This is a genomic window from Paraburkholderia sp. UYCP14C (assembly GCF_004197395.1).
Taxonomy (GTDB): domain Bacteria; phylum Pseudomonadota; class Gammaproteobacteria; order Burkholderiales; family Burkholderiaceae; genus Paraburkholderia.
Genome location: NZ_SELS01000056.1, coordinates 1 through 20,752, shown reverse-complemented (window position 1 = coordinate 20,752; position 20,752 = coordinate 1). Strand labels below are relative to the sequence as shown.

Below are 20,752 nucleotides of genomic sequence, written 5' to 3'. Positions count from 1 at the left end.
GTTCTCCTTTCAGGCTTCGAGCTGCAAATCTCAATCGATGAGATTATGGTATTCCATCTTATGGCCCACAACAATGCTCAACGTATTATGGAATACCATGATATTGGGGAGAGTTAGACTGGCACGCTTTGGGCTATGCGCGTGTTTGCCCGATCGAACAGACAAAAAAAAGCCGCCGGCAAAAGCCGGCGGCGTTGGTAGGGACGACTACAGACAGGCTCAGGCGTCGCCGCTCGCCTCGTTCTGCGCGGCAAGCACCGCCAAAGCCAGTTCAGATACCCGCTTGATATGCGCGAACGACGCCGCGGCGGCCGCGTCGCCGTCGCGCCGCTCGATCGCGTCGAGCAGCTGGTTCATTTCGCGGTTGGAGTCGCCGCCGCGCCCCGGCGTCGCGATGGTCAACGCGCGCAGGCGGTTGATGCGCGCGTTGAGCGACGTGACGACCGCGAGCGACACCTGTTTCTTCGCGGCTTCGAACAACGTTTCGTAGAAGCGCTCGGTGTATTCGAGCACGCGCGGCAGATCGCTTTTTTCGAACGCGTCTTCGATGACTGCGCGGACCTCGCGCAGTTGCCGCACCACTTCCGGCGTGGCGCCCTCGGCGCAGGCGCGCGCGGCGTTCGCTTCGAGAAGCCCGCGCAACTCATAGATCTCGCCGACCTGAGCCGGGTCGAGCCGCGCGACGATCGGGCCTTGCCGCGCGACGATCTCGACCAGACCTTCGGTCTCCAGATGCCGCAGCACCTCGCGCACGACGGTGCGGCTCACGCCCAGCTCGTCGCACAGCGTGCGTTCGACGAGTCGGGTGCCCGGCCGGAAATATCCCTGGACTATCGCGGCGCGCAGTTTGTCGAGCGTGAGCTCACGCAAGGTTTTGACATTGCGGTCGATTTTGAGGTCTTGCATAGGCGGCTGTGGGACGATGGACGAAAGCCCGCACGCAAGGTGCGGGCGTGGAATGCCATATTATGACTTATCTGACGTCCAGGCTTGCATGCAAGGGCACAATCAGCCGCCCAGCCCTTCGACGATCGTGATCTGGGCCCGGCAATGTCCATCGCGCTTCTGTTTGGCGGCCTGATATTCGGGCGAGTGGTAGCAGTCGAGCGCCGTTTGCATGTCCCTGAACCGAATCACGACGTGTCGCTCGAACGACTCGCCCTCCAGAACCTCCGACACGCCGCCGCGCGCGAGAAACACCGCGCCGTACTTGTTGAACGCCAGCGGTGCGATGTCCGTGTAGTCCTTGTATTTCGCCGCGTCGAGCACGGTCACGTGGGCGATCCAATATGCAGCCATATCTCCTCCTTTCTGAATCCGGAATGGTTTGCGCCATGCCTGCCGCTTCGTTGACGGTCTGACGAACCCCCGCCGCCTCTTTTTGGCGTCGACGATCGCCATCCAGTCCCTCGCAAAAACGCCCTTTTCCCCGCCGGACGCGGCTCTTAGCGACGCCCCGGGTTAACACTCATGGCATGCCGTAACATGGTATACCACAATGCCTCACACATCCAACCCACTCAGGAAGTTGCCATGAGCCTGATTCGCAAATCCATCCTCCATGTCGAAACCGTCTTCGTCGACGGTGACAAAGTCGCCGCCAGGCCGCTGAAAATGATCGGCGCGGCCGCGGTGATCAAGAACCCGTGGGCGGGCCGCGGTTACGTGGAAGACCTGTCGCCCGAGATTCGCGCGCTCGCGCCGCAATTGAGCGAGCACCTGACCAAACTGATCATCGACGAAGCCGGTTCGGGCGAAGCGGTTGAAGCGTTCGGCAAGAGCGCGATCGTCGGCCTTGCGGGTGAGATCGAGCATGCGTCCGCGCTGATCCACACGCTGCACTTCGGCAACATCTATCGCTCGGCTGTCGGCGCGAAGTCGTATCTGGCGTTCAACAACACGCGCGGCCCCGCCAACGCGCCGCTGCTGATTCCGATGATGGACAAGAACGACGAAGGCCGCCGTTCGCACTACCTGACGCTGCAGTTTGCGATTGCCGACGCGCCGGCCGCGGACGAACTCGTGATCGCGATTGGTGCCTCTATCGGTGGCCGTCCGCATCACCGCATCGGCGATCGCTACAAAGACCTCGCAGAGCTCGGAAATGATGTCAAGAACCCTGCAGCTGTCAACTAAGCGCGTCGCGCACTATCTGGAGCACGGCACCGGCGAACCGCTGGTGCTGATCCACGGCGTAGGCATGCAGGCGCTCGCGTGGTATCCGCAGATCGAAGCGCTGGCGCACGAGTTCCACGTGATCTCGGTCGATATGCCGGGCCACGGTCGCAGCGATCCGCTGGAACCGGGCGCGGGCCTGCAACAGTTCGTCGAGTGGGCAGCGAGCTTCATCGAGGCGCTGGACATCGGCCCGGTCAATCTGGCCGGCCATTCGATGGGTTCGTTGATCGCCGCGGGCGTCGCGGTCACGCGCCCCGATCTGGTCAGGCGCGTTGCCGTGTTGAACGGCGTGTATCGACGCACCGTCCAAGCGCGCGATGCCGTGTTGCGTCGCGCGGCCGAACTGCGCTCGGGCGCGATCGACGTGGCCACGCCGTTGCAGCGCTGGTTCACGGCCGAGGAGTCGCAACGCGTTGCCGCGCTACGGGTCGAGTCGTGGCTGATGGCGGTGAACCTCGGTGGCTACGCGACCGCCTATACGGCCTTCGCGAACGGCGACGACGTGTATGCGGACGGCTGGAACACGATCGCCTGCCCTGCCCTCGTACTCACCGGCTCCGACGATCCGAACTCGACGCCGGAAATGGCCAGACAGATGGCGCAAGCCGCCCATCGCGGCCGCGCGGTCGTGATCGAGAACGAGCGGCATATGGTGAATCTGACCGCGCCTGACGAAGTCAATCGCGCGCTGCGTGCCTGGTTGCAGACGGCGCCGCAGGTGGAAAACCTCCAAGTGGAAGTGTGAAATGAGCCAACCGACGAGCCAGGTAGCCAGCATGGAAACAAGCCGCGAAGCAGCGAAACTCAACACCCGCGAATTGCGCGACGCGTTCGGCGCGTTCATGACCGGCGTGACGATCGTGACCGCCGCCAGCGACGACGGCAAGCCGCTCGGCTTCACCGCCAATTCGTTTTCGTCCGTTTCGCTCGACCCCGCGTTGCTGCTGGTGAGCATCGCAAAGACGTCGAGCAACTACCAGACGTTTTCCACCGCTGGGCACTTCGCGATCAACATCCTCGCGGAAGGGCAAAAAGATCTGTCCAACACGTTCGCGCGACCGAGCGACGATCGCTTCGCCAACGTGGGCTGGCATCTGAGCGAGCACCGCAATCCGCTGATCGACGGAGTTAGCGCGTGGTTCGACTGCACGACCCACGCGGTGATCGATGCGGGCGACCATGCGCTGATCGTCGGCAAGGTCGAGGCGTTTCATTCGGCCGGATACGCGGGCCTCGGCTACTACCGCGGCGGCTATTTCACGCCGGCCAGCGTGTCGGCCGAGGTCATCGCGGGCCCGAAGGTGATCGTCAGCGCGATCATCGCGCGCGAAGACAAGGTGCTGCTCGTGAAAACGGCAGACCACAAATGGGCACTCCCGTCGAAGGAGATCGGCAAGGAAGGCGCCGACAAGGCACTCGCCGAGATCTTCAGCAAGTACCAGCCGGACGCATCGGCAAGCTTCATCTATTCGGCCTACAACAACACCGAAACCCATTACCAGTACATCTCGTTCCTGTGCAGCGCGCCGGACGAACTCGCCGCTTGCGGTGATGCTTCGGGCAAATTCATCAGCCTCGACGACATCGACTCGCAAGCGTTGCAGGACAGCGCATTGGCCAGCATGCTCCACCGCTACCGCAAGGAAAGCCAGTTGAAGAGTTACGGGTTGTACTTCGGCGACCACAGCAACGGCACAGTCCGCCCGCTTCATTCCTGAAAGGTTACATCATGCGATTCTCACTCTTCGTTCACATGGAGCGCGTCTCCGAGCAGACCAGTCAGAAGCAGCTGTATGACGAAATGGTCGAGCTTTGCCAGATTGCCGATCGCGGCGGCATGCACGCGGTCTGGACCGGCGAGCATCACGGCATGGACTTCACGATCGCGCCGAATCCGTTCATCAATCTCGCGGACCTCGCGAACAAGACGAAGAACGTGAGGCTCGGCACCGGCACGGTCATCGCGCCGTTCTGGCATCCGATCAAGCTCGCCGGCGAAGCGGCGATGACCGACATCATCTCGAACGGCCGCCTGGAGTTGGGCATCGCGCGCGGCGCGTATTCGTTCGAATACGAACGCCTGCATCCGGGGCTCGACGCATGGGGCGCGGGTCAACGCATGCGTGAACTGATTCCGGCCGTGAAAAAGCTGTGGGAAGGCGACTACGCGCACGAAGGCGAGTTCTGGAAATTCCCTTCCACGACGTCGTCACCGCGGCCGCTGCAGCGCCCGCATCCGCCGATCTGGGTGGCCGCGCGCGATCCGAACAGCCACGAGTTCGCGGTGTCCAACGGTTGCAACGTGCAGGTGACGCCGCTGCATCTGGGCGACGAAGAGGTCGAGAAGCTGGTTGGCCACTTCAATGCCGCGTGCGAGAAGTTCAGCAACATGCCGCGTCCGCAGATCATGCTGCTGCGTCACACCTATGTCGCGGGCAGCGAGGACGACGCGCAGATCGCGGCCGACGAAGTGAACACGTTCTACAACTACTTCGGCGCGTGGTTCAAGAACGAACGGCCGATCAGCCGCGGCATGATCAAGCCGCTGAGCCCGGAAGAGATCGCCGCTCACCCGTTCTACACACCCGCGGCGATGCGCAAGAACAACGTGATCGGCACGCCCGAGGAAGTGATCGGGCGCCTGCAGGCCTACGAGGCGCTCGGCTTCGACGAGTACTCGTTCTGGATCGATACGGGCATGAGCTTCGAGCGCAAGAAGGCGTCGCTCGAGCGCATGATCAACCACGTGATGCCTGCGTTCAGATAAGGGGCCGACTCCATGGATTCGCATTTTCAGCTGTATATCGACGGACAGTTCGAACCCGGCGCGGCCACTTTCGCGAGCGTGAACCCGGCCACCGGCAAAGCGTGGGCCCAGATGCCCGAAGCGCGCACGGAGCAGGTCAACCGCGCGGTCGAGGCGGCCAACCGCGCGCTCACCGATTCCGCGTGGGCCGGCCTCACCGCGTCGGCGCGCGGCAAGCTGCTGTACAAGCTGGCCGGGCTCGTCGAAAAGGCTGCGCCGCGACTCGCTGAAATCGAAACGAACGACACGGGCAAGATCATTCGCGAGACGTCCAGCCAGATCGCGTACGTCGCCGAGTATTATCGCTACTACGCCGGGATCGCCGACAAGATCGAAGGCAGCAACATTCCCGTCGACAAGCCGGACATGCAGGTCTGGCTCGAACGGCAGCCTGTCGGCGTGGTCGCCGCCATCGTGCCGTGGAACAGCCAGCTGTTTCTATCCGCGGTCAAGGTCGGGCCGGCGCTCGCAGCCGGTTGCACGGTCGTGCTCAAAGCCTCCGAGGAAGCGCCGGGGCCGCTGCTCGAATTCGCGAAGCTCGTGCACGAGGCCGGCTTCCCGCCGGGCGTCGTCAATGTGATTACCGGCTTCGGGCCGGAATGCGGCGCGGTTCTCAGCGGCCATCCGAAGATCGACAAGGTTGCCTTCACGGGCGGCCCGGAAACTGCACGGCACATCGTCTCGAACACGTCGAACAATCTCGCGAAGGTGTCGCTGGAACTGGGCGGCAAGTCGCCCTTCATCGTGTTCGCCGATACCGATCTCCAGAGCGCCGTGAACGCGCAGGTCGCGGCCATTTTCGCGGCGAGCGGTCAAAGCTGCGTGGCGGGCTCGCGACTGCTGATCGAGGCCTCCGTGAAAGAGCAGTTTCTCGCGCTGCTGGTGGAGCGCGTGTCGCGCATACGCGTGGGTTCACCCAACGAGATGACGACCGAATACGGGCCGCTTTGCACCGACAGGCAGCTGCGCAACATCGAGAAGGTCGTCGCGAACTCGGTGACTCAGGGCGCCAGGGTGCTCGCCGGCGGCAAGACGCTGGAGCGCGAAGGCTACTATTACGCGCCGACGATTCTCGACTGCACCGGCGTGAGCAACGCGGACAGCATCACGACGGAGCTGTTCGGGCCGGTGCTTTCGGTGGATACGTTCGCGACCGAACAGGAGGCGATCGACAAGGCGAACAGCACTGCCTACGGTCTCGCCGCGGGCATCTTCACCACCAACCTGACTCGCGCGCATCGCGTGTCGAAGCGCGTGCGCTCGGGAATCGTCTGGATCAACACCTATCGTGCGGTATCGCCGCTCGTCCCGTTCGGCGGCTTTCGTCTTTCCGGTCACGGCCGCGAAGGCGGCATGGCCGCCGCGCTCGAGTACACGACGACGAAGTCGGTATGGCTGCGCACTTCGGATGAGCCGATCAGCGATCCGTTCGTGATGCGCTGAGTCCGGCACGCGGTCCGCGCTCATTGCTACGAGCGACGGACCGCGATCCTTTCCCTGCTTCCCGCTTCAAAGCCGTAAAGGGCGACGCCATGTCGCGTTCATCGAACGTGGCATCGCGCAGCCTGCGCAATAAAAATGGAGACACTATGAAGAGCCCGTCGAACGATAACAGCGTTCTGACCATTGAAAGCAACTCGATCGAGTACGTCGCTCCCGCGGATCGGCATGGCAAACCCGTCGATCTGTTTACGTTGTGGTTCTGCACGAACGTCGCGCCGCTTGCGGTGATTTCCGGCGCGACTTCGGTCCTGGTCTTTCACCTCGACGTGGTGAGCGCGATTCTCGCGATCGCCGCCGGCCAGTTCTTCGGCGCCATTTTCCATGCGCTGACCTCCGCGCAAGGTCCGCTCGTCGGCGTGCCGCAGATGATTCAAAGCCGCGCGCAGTTCGGCCGCTATGGCTCGCTGCTCGTGGTCGGTTTCACCACGCTGATTTATCTCGGCTTCTTCGTGTCGAACATCATCCTCGCGGGCAAGACGCTGCACACCGCCGCGCCCGCGATACCGGTGGCGGTCGGCACCGTGCTCGGCGCGATTCTCGCCACTTTCGTCGGCGTAATCGGCTATCACTTCATTCACCGCTTCAACAAGGTGGGCGCATGGTTCATGGGCGGCGCGCTGCTGATCGGCATGATCATGATGGCGCCCGGCCTCGACACGCGGATTTTCCAGCAAGGCCATTTCGACGTGTCGAACTGGTTCGCGATGTTCGGGCTTTGCGCCGTTTGGCAAATCAGCTTCGCGCCCTACACGTCCGACTATTCGCGCTACCTTCCGGCCACCACCGGCTTCGCGAAGACCTTCGCGTTCACGTATTTCGGCACGTCGCTCGGCACGATCTTCGCGTTCCTGTTCGGCGTACTGGCGATCAGTACCAGCCACGCCACCGATCCGATGGAAGCCATTCGCGCGCAAACCGGCCTGTTTGGCTATGTTCTGATCCTGCTGTTCCTGGTCAACATCATCGGCCACAACGGCATGAATCTGTATGGCGGGGTGTTGTCGTTCATTACCGCCGCGCAAACCTTCCGTCCGAACTGGGTGCCCGGCCGCAACGTTCGCATCGTCGTGTCGACGGTGCTGCTGGTTTCGTCCACCGTCACCGCGTTATGGGCTTCGAGCAACTTCATCGCGATCTTCCTGAACGCGATCTTCGCGATGCGTATCGTGCTCGCGCCATGGGTTGCGATCAATCTGGTCGACTTCTACCTGATCAGCAACCGGCGCTACCGCGTGTCCGAGATCGTCAGCAATAACGGCGGCGTGTACGGCTCGTTCAATTTCAAGGCGATTGCGATTTACATCTTCGGGATTGCGATTCAGGTGCCGTTCATGGAAGAGAGCTTCTTCCACGGTCCGTGGGCATCGATCATGGGCGGCGCGGACGTCTCCTGGATCGTCGGACTGGTGGCGACGGCAGTGACCTACTATCTGTTTGCATCGAACGACGGTTCGCGTTCGCGTCATGCTGTGCCGGCAGGGGTTCCTGCTTCGGAATGAACGGGGCGGCCTATTCGCTCAACAGAGAAAAAAAAGCGGCGCTGCCGAGCCGTATCGCCGAAGCGAACGACTCCAACAACGCCGCCCTCCCTACGAGCGCAATGCGCGTCGCCATACCCGCGACGCGCATCATCCCATCGACTGTACCGTCACGCTGGCGCGCTTTCAGGGTTCAGCTTCGACACCACACCCGTCTTCTCGTCGTAGCGATAGCCCTGTTTCTCGAGGTGAGCGTTGATCGTTTCGACGACCACTTGCTGCTGAATCTCATTGCGCAGCAATTCATGCTCCGGCTTGAGCTGGCCCAGTTCAGCGGTCAGCCGGCGGCTCAATGTCGCTTCGCCTGCGCCGCGGGCAAGTACGACCACCATTTTTTCATTCGCCTGAGCCAGTTGCTGCTTCAGTGCGTTCGAGTAGTCGGACCATTTCCTGACGGTCTCCCGCGCTTCGGCAATCGCGGCGGAATGCGCGTCCGCGTCGCGCGAGATCTGCGCCTTCAATGCGTCGAGTTCCTGCGAGTCGACACCCACCGGCGACGCCGGCTCCGCGCCCCCGGCCTGCTCGGCGCGCTCCTGCGCTTCGGACAAGCTGGCCGACAGCCTCGCGATTTCGGAGGCGTCCGCATCGCGCTCATCGGTCAGGCTGGCGATCTGCGTCTGGGCAGTCTGCAATTCAAGTGCGGCGGCATCCCGTTCTGCCTGCGCGCCCGCGACCTCGTCGCGTCGGGCCGCGTGCGCTTCCTGCTCGGCCTGCAGCGCGGCGCGAATCGCTTCGAGCTCGCTTTCAAGACGCGCGACCGCTTCGGCATGCGCCGCCTCCAACGCTACCCGCTCCGCTTCGCCGGCGGCCGTGTCGACAACTGACCCGGTCGACTCGCTCGCCACCTCGCCCTCGCCTGCGGCATCGCTTTGCTCGCGGGCAGTCGCTCCAGACTCCGCGGCCTGTTCCGCGCGCTCCAGTTCCGCTTCGAGCAGCGCAACGCGGTCGGCAAGCTCCTGCGCGCGCTTCTCCGCCGCGTCGGTGCGTTGCACCGCGAGCGCGATGTCCTCTTCGAGCCCAGCCAGTGCATCGACTTTTTCGTCGTAGGCGCTCGACATCTGATCCAGTTGGACCTGCAGCGCATCGAGTTCCTGGACGGTGGTTTGCAGTTCCGCCAGCGCGTCGTCGCGCTCGCTGCTGGCGTCCTCGACGCGCTGGCGCATCGCGGCGAGGCGGCGCGCCACTGCGCGTTCCGCTTCGTCCTGCGCCGACGTCCACAGCCGGTCGAGCGCATCGCGCATGGTGTCCGTTACGGTCTCCGGCAAAGCCGGACGTTCGGCGACCTGCGGCACCCGCGGGGCGCGCGTTTCGCGCCACTTGCGCAATGCCGCGGACACCGCGACCACCGAACCGGTATGGACTTCGGACCAGATGGCCACGGGAGACACCTTCTGGCCCTCGTCGGCCATCCGGTCTGCGATTTCAGCTACGAGTTCGTCCGTGATCGTAATGTTGCTTGACATGTCTGCCTCGACAAAGTGCACGTGGTGACGAATACCGTTTCGTCGTTCCGGAGGCGGCCGCGCGCTGGGATTCGCCTCGCATAGCTACGAATTGTCGGCTACCTCCCCGGCGGCCAATCGGTCGAAAAGCCGAGGTTAGGGGGAGGTATTCACGGGATTGCGCGGCGATCTTGCAGCGCCCGGTTGGCTCGGGCGGCCACCCCTGCGGTGACACGGAGAACCGGATGTTCCGGATTTGCGAACTTTGGCCGCGCCAAGCTGGGCCGATATGCAGGGACTTGCGCTCGTTTGGACTGGACGACACGGCGAAACCGACACGCGTACTCAAAGGCGTTCGCGAAACGGGCAGAAAAATGACGTTCTGGGGCCCGGCGGCCCCATCAAAGGCTCGGCACCTGCGTTCAAAGCCCTGCTGCAACCCGATCCGCGTGATACGACGAACGCACGAGCGGCCCCGACACCACTTCCCGGAACCCCATCTTCAAACCTTCGTCGCGCAGCATGTCGAACGTCGCGGGCGGCACGTATCGCCGCACCGGCATGTGGTACCGCGACGGCGCGAGATACTGACCGATCGTCAGCACGTCGACGTCGTGCGCACGCAGATCGCGCATCGTCGCGAGCAGTTCGCCGTCGGTCTCGCCGAGGCCGACCATCAGCCCGGATTTAGTCAATACCGCCGCGTTCCGCCGTTTCGCGCGCGCCAGCAGCTCGAGCGAACCGCGATAGTCCGCGCCGGCCCGCGCCGCCCGATACAGCGACGGCACCGTCTCGATGCTGTGGTTGAAGACGTCGGGCCACGCCCCGGACAGAGCATCGAGCGCGCGGTCGATTCGCCCGCGAAAATCGGGTGTGAGGATTTCCACCCGAATGCCCGGCACGCGCTCGCGCACGAGCGCAATGCAGCGCGCGAAGTGCGCGGCGCCGCCGTCGCGCAGATCGTCCCGGTCCACCGATGTAATCACGACGTAGCGCAGCGCGAGCGCCGCGACGGCGTCGGCGAGCCGCGCGGGCTCATCGTCGTCGAGCGCTTGCGGCCGGCCATGCGCAACGTCGCAGAACGCACAGCGCCGCGTGCAGATCCCTCCCATGATCATGAATGTCGCGGTGCGCTGCGCAAAACACTCGCCGATGTTCGGACACATCGCCTCCTCGCAGACCGAATGCAACTTGTGCTCGCGCAGAATCGCCGCCATGCCCGCGACGGTTTCGCTCATCATCGGCCGCGCGTGCAGCCAGGGCGGCTTCGGCAATTCGGTCGAATGGTCCGCCGGCACGATCTTCACCGGAATGCGGGCAAGCTTGTCGCGGTTGCGCTTGCCATGCTGGCCAAGCGCCGTGAGGCTGTCGGTATGAGCAGAGGCGTCCATTGCGGTTATCCGAAGAACTCGTTGAGCAGGCGGTTCACTTCCGATGCAGCCTCCATCTGCACCATGTGCCCTTTGCCGTCGATCACGTGCACGCGCACCTGAGCGGGCAGCCCCTGCGCGTGCGCGGCCGGAATGATCTGGTCCTGCGCTCCCCAGATCACCAGCGTGCGCGGCGCGAGCGTGTCGAGCCGGTCGCGATAGACGCGGCGCTGCACGCCGCCTTCGAACGCGGACCCGGCAATCTTGCGCAACACGTCGTTCACGCCTTCGAGCCGCTTGTACTTGACGATGTCTTCGATCAGTTGCCGCGTGACCAGCGACCCGTCGGCGAACAGCTTCACCAGGTGCGGCTTCAGCGTGTTGCGGCTGCTGCCCTCGACGAAGCCTTCGATGTACTCGCGATTGATCTCGTCGCCGAGCCCCGCGCCCGCGATCAATGCCAGCGACGCGACGCGCTCGGGCGCCTTCGCGGCGAGCGTCATCGACACCGCGCTGCCCATCGAATGGCCGACCAGATGCGCGCGCTCGATGCCCCGGTCGTCGAGAAACGCGATCACGCTGTCGGCCAGTTCGTCGAGGCTGCCCGTATCCACCGCCTTGCCCGACTCGCCATGCCCCGGCAGATCGAGCGCCCACACGGCGCGATGCGCGGCGAGATCCGCGTGATTGAACAGCCAGTTGTTCAAATCGCCGCCGAAGCCGTGGATCAGCACCGCGGGCGTGCCGCCGTCGCCGATCTTCAGGTAACGCACGGTGCGCCCGCCGATCTGCGCTTTTTCCGGCTGCGGTCCGGCCTCCGCGGTGTCGGCGGTGGCCGGCACGAAGTCGCGCTGGAACGCCTCGACCGCTGCTTCGATGTCGGCATCGGACGTCTCTGCGTCGGCGACGACGCCGAGCAGCGCACCGATCGGCAGCGTGTCGCCCTGCTGCGCGATCTGCCTGCGCAGCGTGCCGTCGAAAGCGCACTCGACGCCCGACGAAATCTTGTCGGTCTCGACGTCGAGTATCTCGTCGCCCTTCGCGACCTTGTCGCCGACCTCCTTCAACCAGCCGTTGACCTGTCCCTGCTCCATCGACAGCCCCCACTTGGGCATCGTGATCATGTGAATCGGCATTGCTCAGCTCCTTACTTTCCGCACGGCCGCGGCGATGTTCTCCGCCGACGGGATATACAGGTCTTCGAGCACGCCTGCGAAAGGCGTGGGCGTATGCGGCGCGGTCACGAGTTCGATCGGCGCCTTCAGCGAATGGAACGCTCGCTGCGCGACCAGCGCGGCGATATCGGTCGCGATCGAGCAGCGCGGATTCGCCTCGTCGACCACGACGACGCGCCCGGTGCGCTCGGCGCTTTCGAGGATCGTTTCCTCGTCGAGCGGCGAGGTCGTGCGCAAATCGATCACCTCGGCCTGGATCCCCTCTTTCGCGAGCTTTTCGGCGGCATCCGTCGCGTGGTGAACCATGCGGCCATAAGTCACGATGGTCGCGTCGTCGCCGTCGCGCACCACGTTCGCTTCGCCGAACGGAATCGCATACGACTCTTCCGGCACGTCGCCCTCGCGGCCATACAGCAGCTTGTGCTCGCAGAAGATGACCGGGTCGTTGTCGCGAATCGCCTGGATCAGCAGGCCCTTCGCGTCGTACGGCGTCGACGGGCACACCACCTTCAGCCCGGGTATGTGGGTGAACAACGACGTCAGCATCTGCGAGTGCTGCGCGGCCGCGCGCAGGCCGGCGCCCTGCATCGTGCGAATCACGACCGGCGTCACGGCCTTGCCGCCGAACATATAGCGAAACTTCGCGGCCTGATTGAAGATCTGGTCGAAGCACACACCCATGAAATCGATAAACATCAGCTCGGCCACCGGGCGCAGCCCGCATGCGGCCGCGCCGACCGCCGCGCCGATGAAGCCGCCTTCGGACAGCGGCGTGTCGAGCACGCGCCCCGGATACTTATGAAAGAGCCCTTTGGTCACACCGAGCACACCGCCCCATGCATCCTGTTCGCCTGGTGAGCCGGCGCCGCCCGCGTTGTCCTCGCCCATCACGATGACGGTTTCGTCGCGCGCCATCTCCTGACTCAGCGCTTCGTTGATCGCCTGTGAAAACGTGATCTTCCGTGCCATGACTGTCTCCTGAAGATTGTCCTGAATTGAATGGTTCGCGCTGCGAATTACGGATAGGACACGTAGACGTCGGTCAGCAGATCCGCGGCCGTCGGCAACGGCGCGGCCTTCGCTTCCGTCACCGCGCCGTCGATCAACTGCTTCACCTTGGCATCGACGCCGCGCAGATCGTCGGCGCTGAGCATTTCGGCGCGCACCACGCGCTCCTCGAAACGCTTCAGGCAGTCTTTTTCGTCGCGCAGCTTCTGCACTTCGCCGGGCGCGCGATACGTCTGCGCATCGCCTTCGAAGTGACCGAAATAGCGCGACAGCTTCACTTCGACGAGCGTCGGACCGCCGCCGCCGCGCGCCCGCTCGATCGCCGCACCGAGCGCCTCGTGCACCGCGAAGAAATCGAAGCCGTCGACGATCACACCGGGCATGCCAAAGCCGCTCGCGCGGTCGGCGATGTTGTCGGCCGCGACCGACCACGTCGACGACGTCGCCTCCGCATAGCCGTTGTTCTCCGCGACGAAGATCGCGGGCAGGCGCCACACGGAAGCGAGATTCATCGATTCGAAGATCACGCCCTGGTTCGACGCGCCGTCCCCGAAGAAGCACACGCCCACGCCGCCGGTCTTTTTGAGCTTCGCGGCGAGCGCCGCGCCGCACACGAGCGGACCACCCGCGCCGACGATCCCGTTGGCGCCGAGCATCCCTTTCGACAGATCGGCGATGTGCATCGAGCCGCCCTTGCCGCGGCACACGCCGGTGCTGCGGCCGTAGATCTCGGCCATCATGCCGCGCACGTCGACGCCCTTCGCGATGCAGTGGCCATGACCACGGTGCGTGGTCGCGACATAGTCCGCGTCGTTCAGATGCATCATCGTGCCGACCGCCGACGCTTCCTCGCCGGCATACAGATGCACGAAGCCGGGTATCTCGCCGGTGGCGAATTCGACGTGCAGACGCTCCTCGAATTCGCGGATCGTGCGCATCATCCGGTACGCTTCCAGCAGCTTTTCCTTGCTCAACTGCGTCGATACAGACATGGTGTGTCTCCTGGGAATGATCTCGATGGTCACTGCTACTTCAACCTGCTTTGCTTCAGGCGTTCGCATCCTCCTGAGTTGATTACCTGCGACGCGCCGCCGCTTCGCGCATCAACTGCCGCGACGCGCAATAGCGCAGCGTGCGGCCGACATCGACGGTGAGCGGTCCCGCCCAGTCGAGCGCGATCTCGTAGCGGTCGTCGCGTTCGAGCTCGATCTCGCGCTCGCCGTCGAAGGCGAGCGTTCCTTGTTCCGTGTGCAGCGGCGTCCAGCAGCCGGCTTCGAAGCGCTCGCAGGTGCGCATCGTCACCCGGTCGACGCGGCCCGGCGCAAGCGGCGCGAAGATCGGCACGCCGGATTCGCCCGCGCGCGCGAACGTCAGATGCAGCCCATAGGGCGCGCTGCGCTCGACCGGCGCCCACGCGCCGCCGATCGACGACAGGCCGATCCCATCCGGCGCCGCGAACGTGAGAAACAGCGCTTCGATATCGGCCGGCTCGGAGATGGCCCGCGCACCGATGAAACGCTGCCGGCTCACGCACACGTCGACCAGCGCGATTTCCTCGCGCCCCTCGTTCGGACCGGCGACACAGCGGACCACCAGACGCTTGTTGCGCGTCAGCGCGACCTCGGGCGGCACGAGCCCCGAAGCGGCGAGCGCGCCCGCGAGTCCCGCCACCGTCGCTTCGCGCAATTCCGGAAACGCGTTGTTGGTCCCCGTCGACAGCGTCAAGAGCGGCACGTCGCCGCAATGCTCGGCGACCGCGCGATGCGTGCCGTCGCCGCCCAGCACCGCGATCAGATCGACACCCAGGTCGACCATCCGCGCGACGCCCGCGTGGGTGTCCGCCGCGCTGTCCGTAATCGGCAACTCGAGGAATTCGACGCTGGGCCACGGCTGCGGCTCGGCCACGGTCGCATGGGTTTCGAGCGCACGCAGCACCAGGGCGGCGACACCGGTCTGGTCGCGCAACGTCAGCACGCGACCGACGCCGAGCATGCCGAGACCCGCGAGCAGGCGCACGACCATGTTCGCTTTCTCGGCGGTCGGAAACACCGAAGCATGCGTGGTGAGGCGTCGAATATCGCGGCCCGATGCGGGGTTCGCGATCACGCCGACGGTGATGGGTGATGGCACTGGCTTGTCTCCTGTGCGCGAGTCGCGAAGCGGACCTGCGCGTTTGCTTTCGTCTGCCAGCGATACTGCAAAGGTCGGGCCAGGTGCTCGCGCGCCGTGCGCATGGGCCGCAAGCGTCGTATTCAAAGGGCAGACGCGGGGGTCTGGCGTTCGCGGCCGCTTTCATCGGACCTGCGCTGCGCAGTCCACTGTGTCTCACGCGCACGTGCGGCGATGTGGCAAGCGCCTCGAAGCGCGCCGCGATGCTTGCGCGGCACCGCGCCGGACAAGGGTTTGCTCGATGCGACCCGCGTCTCGCCCAGCGCTGAGACGTTCGTCTCACGCACCGCACGTGCTGCGCCGCAATGTGATTGCGCGTTGCGGATGTGCTACAAGACAGGGACTCGCCCTACTCGGTGTCGCTCGCCTGGAGCCGGCCATGCCCTACGTTTCTCAAACGCAGCACATCGATCGCGTCCGCGGGGCCATTGAAGGACGCCTGCCCGCGCCCGCGAATTCGCCGCGCCTCGTGTCGTCGTGGCAGCGTTCGTACGAGCAGTACCGGCTCGACCCCAGCTCCGTGATCGGCCCGCGCGTGCTGAGCTCCGCCGAGCTGCGCGAAGTCCAGGGCAAGGAGGAAGCCTTTCTGCGCGCATCGGGCCAATGCCTGACGCGGCTGCACGACATGATTCGCGTCGCCGACTATTGCGTGATGCTGTCCGACGCGCACGGCGTCACGATCGACTATCGGATCGACCGCGACCGGCGCAACGACTTCAAGCATGCGGGGCTGTATATCGGCTCGTGCTGGTCCGAGCGCGAAGAAGGCACCTGCGGCATCGCCAACGTGCTCACCGACCTCGCGCCGATCACCGTGCACAAGACCGATCACTTCCGGGCCGCGTTCACCACGCTCACGTGCAGCGCGTCGCCGATCTTCGCGCCGACCGGCGAGCTGATCGGCGTGCTCGATGCGTCGGCGATTCAATCGCCCGACAAGCGCGACAGCCAGGGACTGGTTTTTCAACTGGTGCGGCAAAGCGCGAGTTTGATCGAGGACGGTTACTTCCTGAATCGGACCGCGCAGCACTGGATCCTGTTCGGCCATCAAAGCCGCCATTTCGTCGAAGCCCAACCCGAAGCGCTGATCGCCTTCGACGAATGCGGCAACATCGTCGCCGCGAACCGCAAGGCGCATGAGAGCATCGCGGGCCTCGACGGTCCGCGTCACATCGACGAGATATTCGACACGTCCGAGGTCCGTCTGCACGACGTCGCGCGCACCGACATGATCGTGGCGCTGCGGCTGCGCGCGACCGGCGCGATGCTGTATGCACGCATTCGCGCTCCGATGCGACGCGCGGCTCGCCCGCTCGTCACGACCCGGCCGGGCGATCTGCACGCGGACCACAGCATCGGCGCGATGAGCCGCTTTTTGCACAGCTCGGACGAACGGATCGCGCGCAATGCGGAAGTCGCATTGCGGATCGCCGGCAAGCGGCTTCCGGTTCTGCTGCTCGGCGAAACCGGTGTCGGCAAGGAGGTGTTCGCGCACGCAGTGCATGACGCGGGTTCGCGGCGCACCCGGCCGTTCGTCGCCGTGAATTGCGGCGCGATTCCGGAGCCGCTGATCGAGAGCGAACTGTTCGGTTATACGCCTGGCGCGTTCACCGGTGCGCGCAGCCGCGGCGCGCGCGGCAAGATCGCGCTCGCGCACGGCGGCACGCTGTTTCTCGATGAGATCGGCGACATGCCGCTCGGCCTGCAAACCCGCCTGCTGCGCGTGCTCGCCGAGGGCGAAGTGGTGCCGCTCGGCGGCGATACGCCGGTGCGCGTCGATATCGATGTGATCTGCGCGACGCATCGCGATCTGCTGCAGATGGTCGAAGCGGGATCGTTCCGCGAGGATCTCTACTATCGCCTGAGCGGTGCGACGCTGCGGATACCGCCGCTGCGCGAGCGCGCCGACATCCGCGAGGTGATCGATACGGTGTTCAACGAGGAGGCCCAGGCGGCCAGCCATGTGCTGATGCTCGATCCGCGATTCGCCGAACGTCTCGCCGCTTTCACGTGGCCCGGCAACATCCGGCAACTGCGCAACGTGCTGCGCTATGCGTGCGCGGTCTGCGATTCGGCTCGCGTCGAGATGCGGCACGTGTCGCCAGACTTCGCGGCGCAACTCGCGCCCGCCGTCGCGCCGGTTCTCGCGGCGCACTCCACGTCGCCAGCCAGCCCCGACGACGAACGGGCACGCATCATCGCGGCACTCACGCGTTGCCAGTGGCGTCCTAACGCCGCCGCGTCGGCTTTAGGTATGTCGCGCGCGACGTTGTACCGGCGCATCGCACGGCTGGGCATCGTCGGACCACATCGCGCATAGGCGGCATCCCTATCGCCGAATGTCGCTTTGACGGTCAATCAATCCATCGGTAAGATGGTATAAAAAATATAGCAGTCTAAAACAAGCGCCTTAAACAGAATAACGGGTGAGCAATGCCTGAGAGCAAGCACGACGAGGGTCCAAGCCGCACGAACACAGTAGCGCCGTTGGCCGGCGAAGAATTACCGATCGGGGAGCCACTTCCGTGGCGCGTGGTAGACCAGGACGGCAGTGTGCTGCTTCGTGCCGGCACGATCCTGTGCCGCGAATCCCAGCGCAATTTCCTGCTGTCATACTTCCATCCTCGGCGCGGCGACGCGACTGCATTCCAGCAGAACTCGCGCAACGACGAGCCGCATCCGGTCACGCTCGAAGACATGCACCTGAGCATCGGTGCGCTGCTCGGCATGCGCAGCCAGATCGGCATGGGCCGGGCGATGCATGCGAGCCGGGTCATCGGCTTCAGTCCGAGCCACACGCTGTTCGTCACGCCGCCGGTGGTCGGCGGTCAACCCTTGATGTTGATGCCCGGCGAGAACGTCGAGATCGTCGCGGTCACTACCCAAGCGGTGTTCTGGTTCGTGTGTACCGTCGAGACGGTTTGCACGCATCCATTCGACTACCTGGTGCTGTCCGCGCCGGGCAACATCAAACAGTTGCGCGAGCGTAAAGCGGTGCGTGTGCGCACGCATCTCGCCGTGCGCCATGGAATCGATTTGACGGGACCCGCGCTCGATGGAATGGGAGTGGGCTGCGATCTGAGCGTGTTCGGCATGTCGCTCGCGACGACCGCGCCGATCGGAAGGATCGGCGAGCGGTTACGCGTTGCGTTTCAACTCACGACGCGAAGTGTCGACACGGAATTCTCGGCTGTCGCCGTCATCCGCAACGTTCAGACCGGCACGGCTCCGGCGGCGCTCTGCACGCATGGCCTTGAATTCGAAGGCTTGAGTTCAGAGCAGCAACTCGCGCTGAAAGCCTTTGTGTTCGACAGGCAGGACGCGATCTCGTACTGGGCCGCTCACGCGGCTTAGCCGCGCCGACGACTTACCGATCAGAACTGGTGTCGCAGTCCCACCGTGACCGCGACCTGCGTGCCCGTCGACGATGGCGACAGCGTATTGATCATCGCCTCTGCGAGCACGGAGTCCGCCGGCGCCCCATGAACATGCTGATAGACGCCTTCCAGGTACACGTCAGTACGTTTGCTCAACGAATAGTCGGTCTGCAGCATCACCGAATTCCATTTTGGCGAGGCGTTCGTGGCCCCCTGGTTGTATGCGCCGTCAGTGAACGTATAGGCACCGGATACGCTCAACGCAGACGTCAACGAGTAGTGCGCGTTCACCTCGTAATTGTCCAGTCGCAGATTGCCGCCAAGCGGCAGATAGCTACCGAGGCCCAGCGAGATGACGCCCGCCATGTTGTCGATCTGAGTATGGCTCCACAGTAATCCGACGGTTGCGGGACCGAACGTGTAATTGCCGCCTGCGCCCCAGATACGCTGGCGCTCCGCGATGAAGTTCGCGCTGCCGTCGCCCTGCGCGATTGCCCCGTTTGGATTCGTGCCGGCTACGCCGCCGCCCGCGTTATTGAATTGCAGGTATCCACCGGCAAGATTCACCGGGCCTTGGGCATAACCTACGCTGAAGCCGTACGCGCGATTGTCCGCGAATCCTCCCGCCTTGTTGCTGAACGAATACATGCCTTCGAACGTCACGCCCGCATAGGTGGGGCTCACGTACTTGACCGAGTTGTTGACGACCACCGAGTCGGCCGCCAGGTTGTCGTTCTCGAACGGATGCGCGGCGAGGTTGCCGCCCCACGTGTTGCTGCCCGCGGAGATCGGTCCGAGCTGGTCGTTCAGCACATCGAACTGGCGGCCGAACGTCACGGTGCCGAGATTATCGCTTTGCAACCCAACCCACGCCTGAGAACCGAACCCATCACCCGGAAAAGCCTGGCTGCCGTTGTTCAGATTGAAGCCCTGCTCGAGTTTGAACGTCGTACGAACACCGCCTCCCAGATCTTCAGTACCCTTGAGGCCGAATACCGTATTCTGCGTGGAGCTGGTCGCCATTTGCCAATTGCTATGACCGGCCTGGTTGTTGGTATAGATAAATCCCGTGTCGATAAGCCCGTACAGGGTCACGCTGCTTTGCGCATACGCGGAAACCGAAAATGCACCGAGGACCCCGATTACCAGCAAGGTTTTTTTCATGCCTTAATGCCCCATTTGCGATTGCAGAAAAATAGAACAACTCTTTTTAATTGGACTTCGATCCAGGCGGGTATCGCCAGGAATACGCAGCTCGCGCCGATCCGCTTCTGAAACTGCTTGCGTTTGCCAATCGGCTCAAACAAGCAGAATGGCCACCAGCTGACCGGCGGTCGCAATAACGACTGCCAGATCAACCGGATTAGCCAGTAGAAAACCGAGAAAATCTGATTCGACGGCGCGCGTGCGCCACACCCCGACAAAGCCGACCGACAGAATCAGACCGAATAAAAGGTCGAATCCAAATCCTGCGGCGATCCATTTGTTATGCCTGACGACATGTTCAGCGAATGCGAACATTGCCAGAAAGGCGATTTGAGATATGAGAACAACCAGTACGACGACTTGCTGCTGATTATTCTTTTTCATCGGCTGGCGGAAATCCGGTTGCTCGAACCCGGCACGACCTCCTCGCTCGTCCGGCCGAACTTCGGCAGTACGCGCGCGTACCGGGCAGACACCCGCATGCCCTCAAGTACGAAGGGTGCTCCGACTTCTGTCGCGGCTTGGCCGCTGTAAGCGCCAGGCCCCTGACCCCAAGGCACGCAGGCGCGCTGCCGCGGATGGCAGCGATGCCTGCGGGTACCGGCCACCCCAAAGGACAGGCGCTGACCGTCGTACCCTCTCCATCCGCGCCGCAACCGTTATTCGACCGCCTCGCCATGCAGGACCAGGTCCAGTCCTTCGCGCTCTTCTTCCTCGGCGACCCGCAACCCCATCACGGCGTCGATTGCCTTGAGCAGGACGAACGAAACCACCCCGCTATAGATCAGCGTCGTCGCGACACCCTTGAGCTGCAGCAATACGTCGCCGTCCGCGCCGCCGATATCCTTGACCGCGAACACGCCCGTGAGAATCGCGCCCACGATCCCGCCCACGCAGTGCACACCGAACGCGTCGAGCGAATCGTCGTAGCCGAGCTTGTGCTTGAGCCACGTGGCCGACCAGAAGCAGACCACACCCGC

18 protein-coding genes and 1 pseudogene are annotated in these 20,752 nt (G+C 64.0%); 8 read left to right on the top strand and 11 right to left on the bottom strand.

Annotation, left to right across the window (positions count from 1 at the left end; all coding sequences use genetic code 11):
• Nucleotides 1–219 precede the first annotated feature (219 nt).
• Nucleotides 220–906, bottom strand: a complete 687-nt coding sequence (locus EVC45_RS34545) for a GntR family transcriptional regulator (RefSeq protein ID WP_129962639.1) — start codon at nt 904–906, stop codon at nt 220–222.
• A 102-nt stretch (nt 907–1,008) separates the two neighbouring features.
• Nucleotides 1,009–1,299 carry a DUF1330 domain-containing protein gene (locus EVC45_RS34540; RefSeq protein ID WP_129962638.1) on the bottom strand — a complete coding sequence of 97 codons (291 nt, stop codon included), beginning with the start codon at nt 1,297–1,299 and terminating at the stop codon, nt 1,009–1,011.
• A gap of 234 nt (nt 1,300–1,533) precedes the next feature.
• Between EVC45_RS34540 and EVC45_RS34535 the strand changes: the two genes are divergently transcribed.
• The 6 genes from EVC45_RS34535 (at nt 1,534) to EVC45_RS34510 (ending at nt 7,986) form a co-directional block, all read left to right on the top strand.
• Nucleotides 1,534–2,136: an amino acid synthesis family protein gene (locus EVC45_RS34535; protein ID WP_129962637.1), complete on the top strand. Its 603-nt coding sequence runs from the start codon at nt 1,534–1,536 to the stop codon at nt 2,134–2,136.
• Nucleotides 2,105–2,923: an alpha/beta fold hydrolase gene (locus EVC45_RS34530; RefSeq protein ID WP_129962636.1), complete on the top strand. Its 819-nt coding sequence runs from the start codon at nt 2,105–2,107 to the stop codon at nt 2,921–2,923. Before EVC45_RS34535 ends, EVC45_RS34530 begins: the two co-directional genes overlap by 32 nt.
• 1 nt (nt 2,924) lies before the next feature.
• Nucleotides 2,925–3,896 carry a flavin reductase gene (locus EVC45_RS34525; RefSeq protein WP_248295366.1) on the top strand — a complete coding sequence of 324 codons (972 nt, stop codon included), beginning with the start codon at nt 2,925–2,927 and terminating at the stop codon, nt 3,894–3,896.
• Between the two features lie 11 nt (nt 3,897–3,907).
• Nucleotides 3,908–4,945 (top strand): LLM class flavin-dependent oxidoreductase, encoded by a 1,038-nt coding sequence (locus EVC45_RS34520; RefSeq protein ID WP_129962635.1) that lies wholly within the window; start codon nt 3,908–3,910, stop codon nt 4,943–4,945.
• A 12-nt stretch (nt 4,946–4,957) separates the two neighbouring features.
• Complete coding sequence (locus EVC45_RS34515; RefSeq protein ID WP_129962634.1) at nt 4,958–6,427, top strand: aldehyde dehydrogenase; 1,470 nt, start codon at nt 4,958–4,960, stop codon at nt 6,425–6,427.
• A 146-nt stretch (nt 6,428–6,573) separates the two neighbouring features.
• Nucleotides 6,574–7,986, top strand: a complete 1,413-nt coding sequence (locus EVC45_RS34510) for a cytosine permease (RefSeq protein WP_129962633.1) — start codon at nt 6,574–6,576, stop codon at nt 7,984–7,986.
• A gap of 149 nt (nt 7,987–8,135) precedes the next feature.
• Here EVC45_RS34510 and EVC45_RS34505 read toward each other — a convergent pair whose 3' ends face one another.
• From EVC45_RS34505 to EVC45_RS34480, 6 genes are all read right to left on the bottom strand, one after another.
• On the bottom strand, nt 8,136–9,488 hold the full coding sequence (locus EVC45_RS34505) for a DNA-binding protein (protein WP_129962632.1): 1,353 nt from the start codon (nt 9,486–9,488) through the stop codon (nt 8,136–8,138).
• A 401-nt stretch (nt 9,489–9,889) separates the two neighbouring features.
• Nucleotides 9,890–10,858 carry a lipoyl synthase gene (lipA, locus tag EVC45_RS34500; protein ID WP_129962631.1) on the bottom strand — a complete coding sequence of 323 codons (969 nt, stop codon included), beginning with the start codon at nt 10,856–10,858 and terminating at the stop codon, nt 9,890–9,892.
• Nucleotides 10,859–10,863: 5 nt separating this feature from the next.
• Entirely contained in the window at nt 10,864–11,973 is a 1,110-nt protein-coding gene (locus EVC45_RS34495) for an acetoin dehydrogenase dihydrolipoyllysine-residue acetyltransferase subunit (protein WP_129962630.1), read from the bottom strand.
• A gap of 3 nt (nt 11,974–11,976) precedes the next feature.
• Nucleotides 11,977–12,981 (bottom strand): alpha-ketoacid dehydrogenase subunit beta, encoded by a 1,005-nt coding sequence (locus EVC45_RS34490; protein ID WP_129962629.1) that lies wholly within the window; start codon nt 12,979–12,981, stop codon nt 11,977–11,979.
• A 47-nt stretch (nt 12,982–13,028) separates the two neighbouring features.
• A complete protein-coding gene (locus tag EVC45_RS34485; RefSeq protein ID WP_129962628.1) occupies nt 13,029–14,012 on the bottom strand; it encodes a thiamine pyrophosphate-dependent dehydrogenase E1 component subunit alpha in 984 nt (327 codons plus the stop codon).
• Nucleotides 14,013–14,094: 82 nt separating this feature from the next.
• A complete protein-coding gene (locus EVC45_RS34480) occupies nt 14,095–15,150 on the bottom strand; it encodes an ATP-NAD kinase family protein (protein WP_129962627.1) in 1,056 nt (351 codons plus the stop codon).
• 418 nt (nt 15,151–15,568) lie between these two features.
• Between EVC45_RS34480 and EVC45_RS34475 the strand changes: the two genes are divergently transcribed.
• Nucleotides 15,569–17,509, top strand: coding sequence for a sigma-54-dependent Fis family transcriptional regulator (locus EVC45_RS34475; protein ID WP_129962626.1), 1,941 nt, complete (start codon nt 15,569–15,571; stop codon nt 17,507–17,509).
• 233 nt (nt 17,510–17,742) lie between these two features.
• Nucleotides 17,743–18,543 carry a flagellar brake protein gene (locus EVC45_RS34470; RefSeq protein ID WP_248295365.1) on the top strand — a complete coding sequence of 267 codons (801 nt, stop codon included), beginning with the start codon at nt 17,743–17,745 and terminating at the stop codon, nt 18,541–18,543.
• A gap of 20 nt (nt 18,544–18,563) precedes the next feature.
• Here the strand turns inward: EVC45_RS34470 and EVC45_RS34465 are convergent, their stop codons facing one another.
• The 3 genes and pseudogenes from EVC45_RS34465 to EVC45_RS34455 form a co-directional block, all read right to left on the bottom strand.
• Entirely contained in the window at nt 18,564–19,730 is a 1,167-nt protein-coding gene (locus EVC45_RS34465) for a porin (protein ID WP_129962624.1), read from the bottom strand.
• 135 nt (nt 19,731–19,865) lie between these two features.
• Nucleotides 19,866–20,156 (bottom strand): hypothetical protein, encoded by a 291-nt coding sequence (locus tag EVC45_RS34460; protein ID WP_129962623.1) that lies wholly within the window; start codon nt 20,154–20,156, stop codon nt 19,866–19,868.
• 275 nt (nt 20,157–20,431) lie between these two features.
• Nucleotides 20,432–20,752: pseudogene (locus EVC45_RS34455) on the bottom strand (ammonium transporter); the annotation flags it as partial.

What these genes read in the sequence shown, in the direction of transcription:
- EVC45_RS34545 (WP_129962639.1), bottom strand. Translation starts at nt 906, where the DNA reads ATGCAAGACCTCAAAATCGACCGCAATGTCAAAACCTTGCGTGAGCTC.
- EVC45_RS34540 (WP_129962638.1), bottom strand. Translation starts at nt 1,299, where the DNA reads ATGGCTGCATATTGGATCGCCCACGTGACCGTGCTCGACGCGGCGAAA.
- EVC45_RS34535 (WP_129962637.1), top strand. Translation starts at nt 1,534, where the DNA reads ATGAGCCTGATTCGCAAATCCATCCTCCATGTCGAAACCGTCTTCGTC.
- EVC45_RS34530 (WP_129962636.1), top strand. Translation starts at nt 2,105, where the DNA reads ATGATGTCAAGAACCCTGCAGCTGTCAACTAAGCGCGTCGCGCACTAT.
- EVC45_RS34525 (WP_248295366.1), top strand. Translation starts at nt 2,925, where the DNA reads ATGAGCCAACCGACGAGCCAGGTAGCCAGCATGGAAACAAGCCGCGAA.
- EVC45_RS34520 (WP_129962635.1), top strand. Translation starts at nt 3,908, where the DNA reads ATGCGATTCTCACTCTTCGTTCACATGGAGCGCGTCTCCGAGCAGACC.
- EVC45_RS34515 (WP_129962634.1), top strand. Translation starts at nt 4,958, where the DNA reads ATGGATTCGCATTTTCAGCTGTATATCGACGGACAGTTCGAACCCGGC.
- EVC45_RS34510 (WP_129962633.1), top strand. Translation starts at nt 6,574, where the DNA reads ATGAAGAGCCCGTCGAACGATAACAGCGTTCTGACCATTGAAAGCAAC.
- EVC45_RS34505 (WP_129962632.1), bottom strand. Translation starts at nt 9,488, where the DNA reads ATGTCAAGCAACATTACGATCACGGACGAACTCGTAGCTGAAATCGCA.
- lipA (WP_129962631.1), bottom strand. Translation starts at nt 10,858, where the DNA reads ATGGACGCCTCTGCTCATACCGACAGCCTCACGGCGCTTGGCCAGCAT.
- EVC45_RS34495 (WP_129962630.1), bottom strand. Translation starts at nt 11,973, where the DNA reads ATGCCGATTCACATGATCACGATGCCCAAGTGGGGGCTGTCGATGGAG.
- EVC45_RS34490 (WP_129962629.1), bottom strand. Translation starts at nt 12,981, where the DNA reads ATGGCACGGAAGATCACGTTTTCACAGGCGATCAACGAAGCGCTGAGT.
- EVC45_RS34485 (WP_129962628.1), bottom strand. Translation starts at nt 14,012, where the DNA reads ATGTCTGTATCGACGCAGTTGAGCAAGGAAAAGCTGCTGGAAGCGTAC.
- EVC45_RS34475 (WP_129962626.1), top strand. Translation starts at nt 15,569, where the DNA reads ATGCCCTACGTTTCTCAAACGCAGCACATCGATCGCGTCCGCGGGGCC.
- EVC45_RS34465 (WP_129962624.1), bottom strand. Translation starts at nt 19,730, where the DNA reads ATGAAAAAAACCTTGCTGGTAATCGGGGTCCTCGGTGCATTTTCGGTT.
- EVC45_RS34460 (WP_129962623.1), bottom strand. Translation starts at nt 20,156, where the DNA reads ATGAAAAAGAATAATCAGCAGCAAGTCGTCGTACTGGTTGTTCTCATA.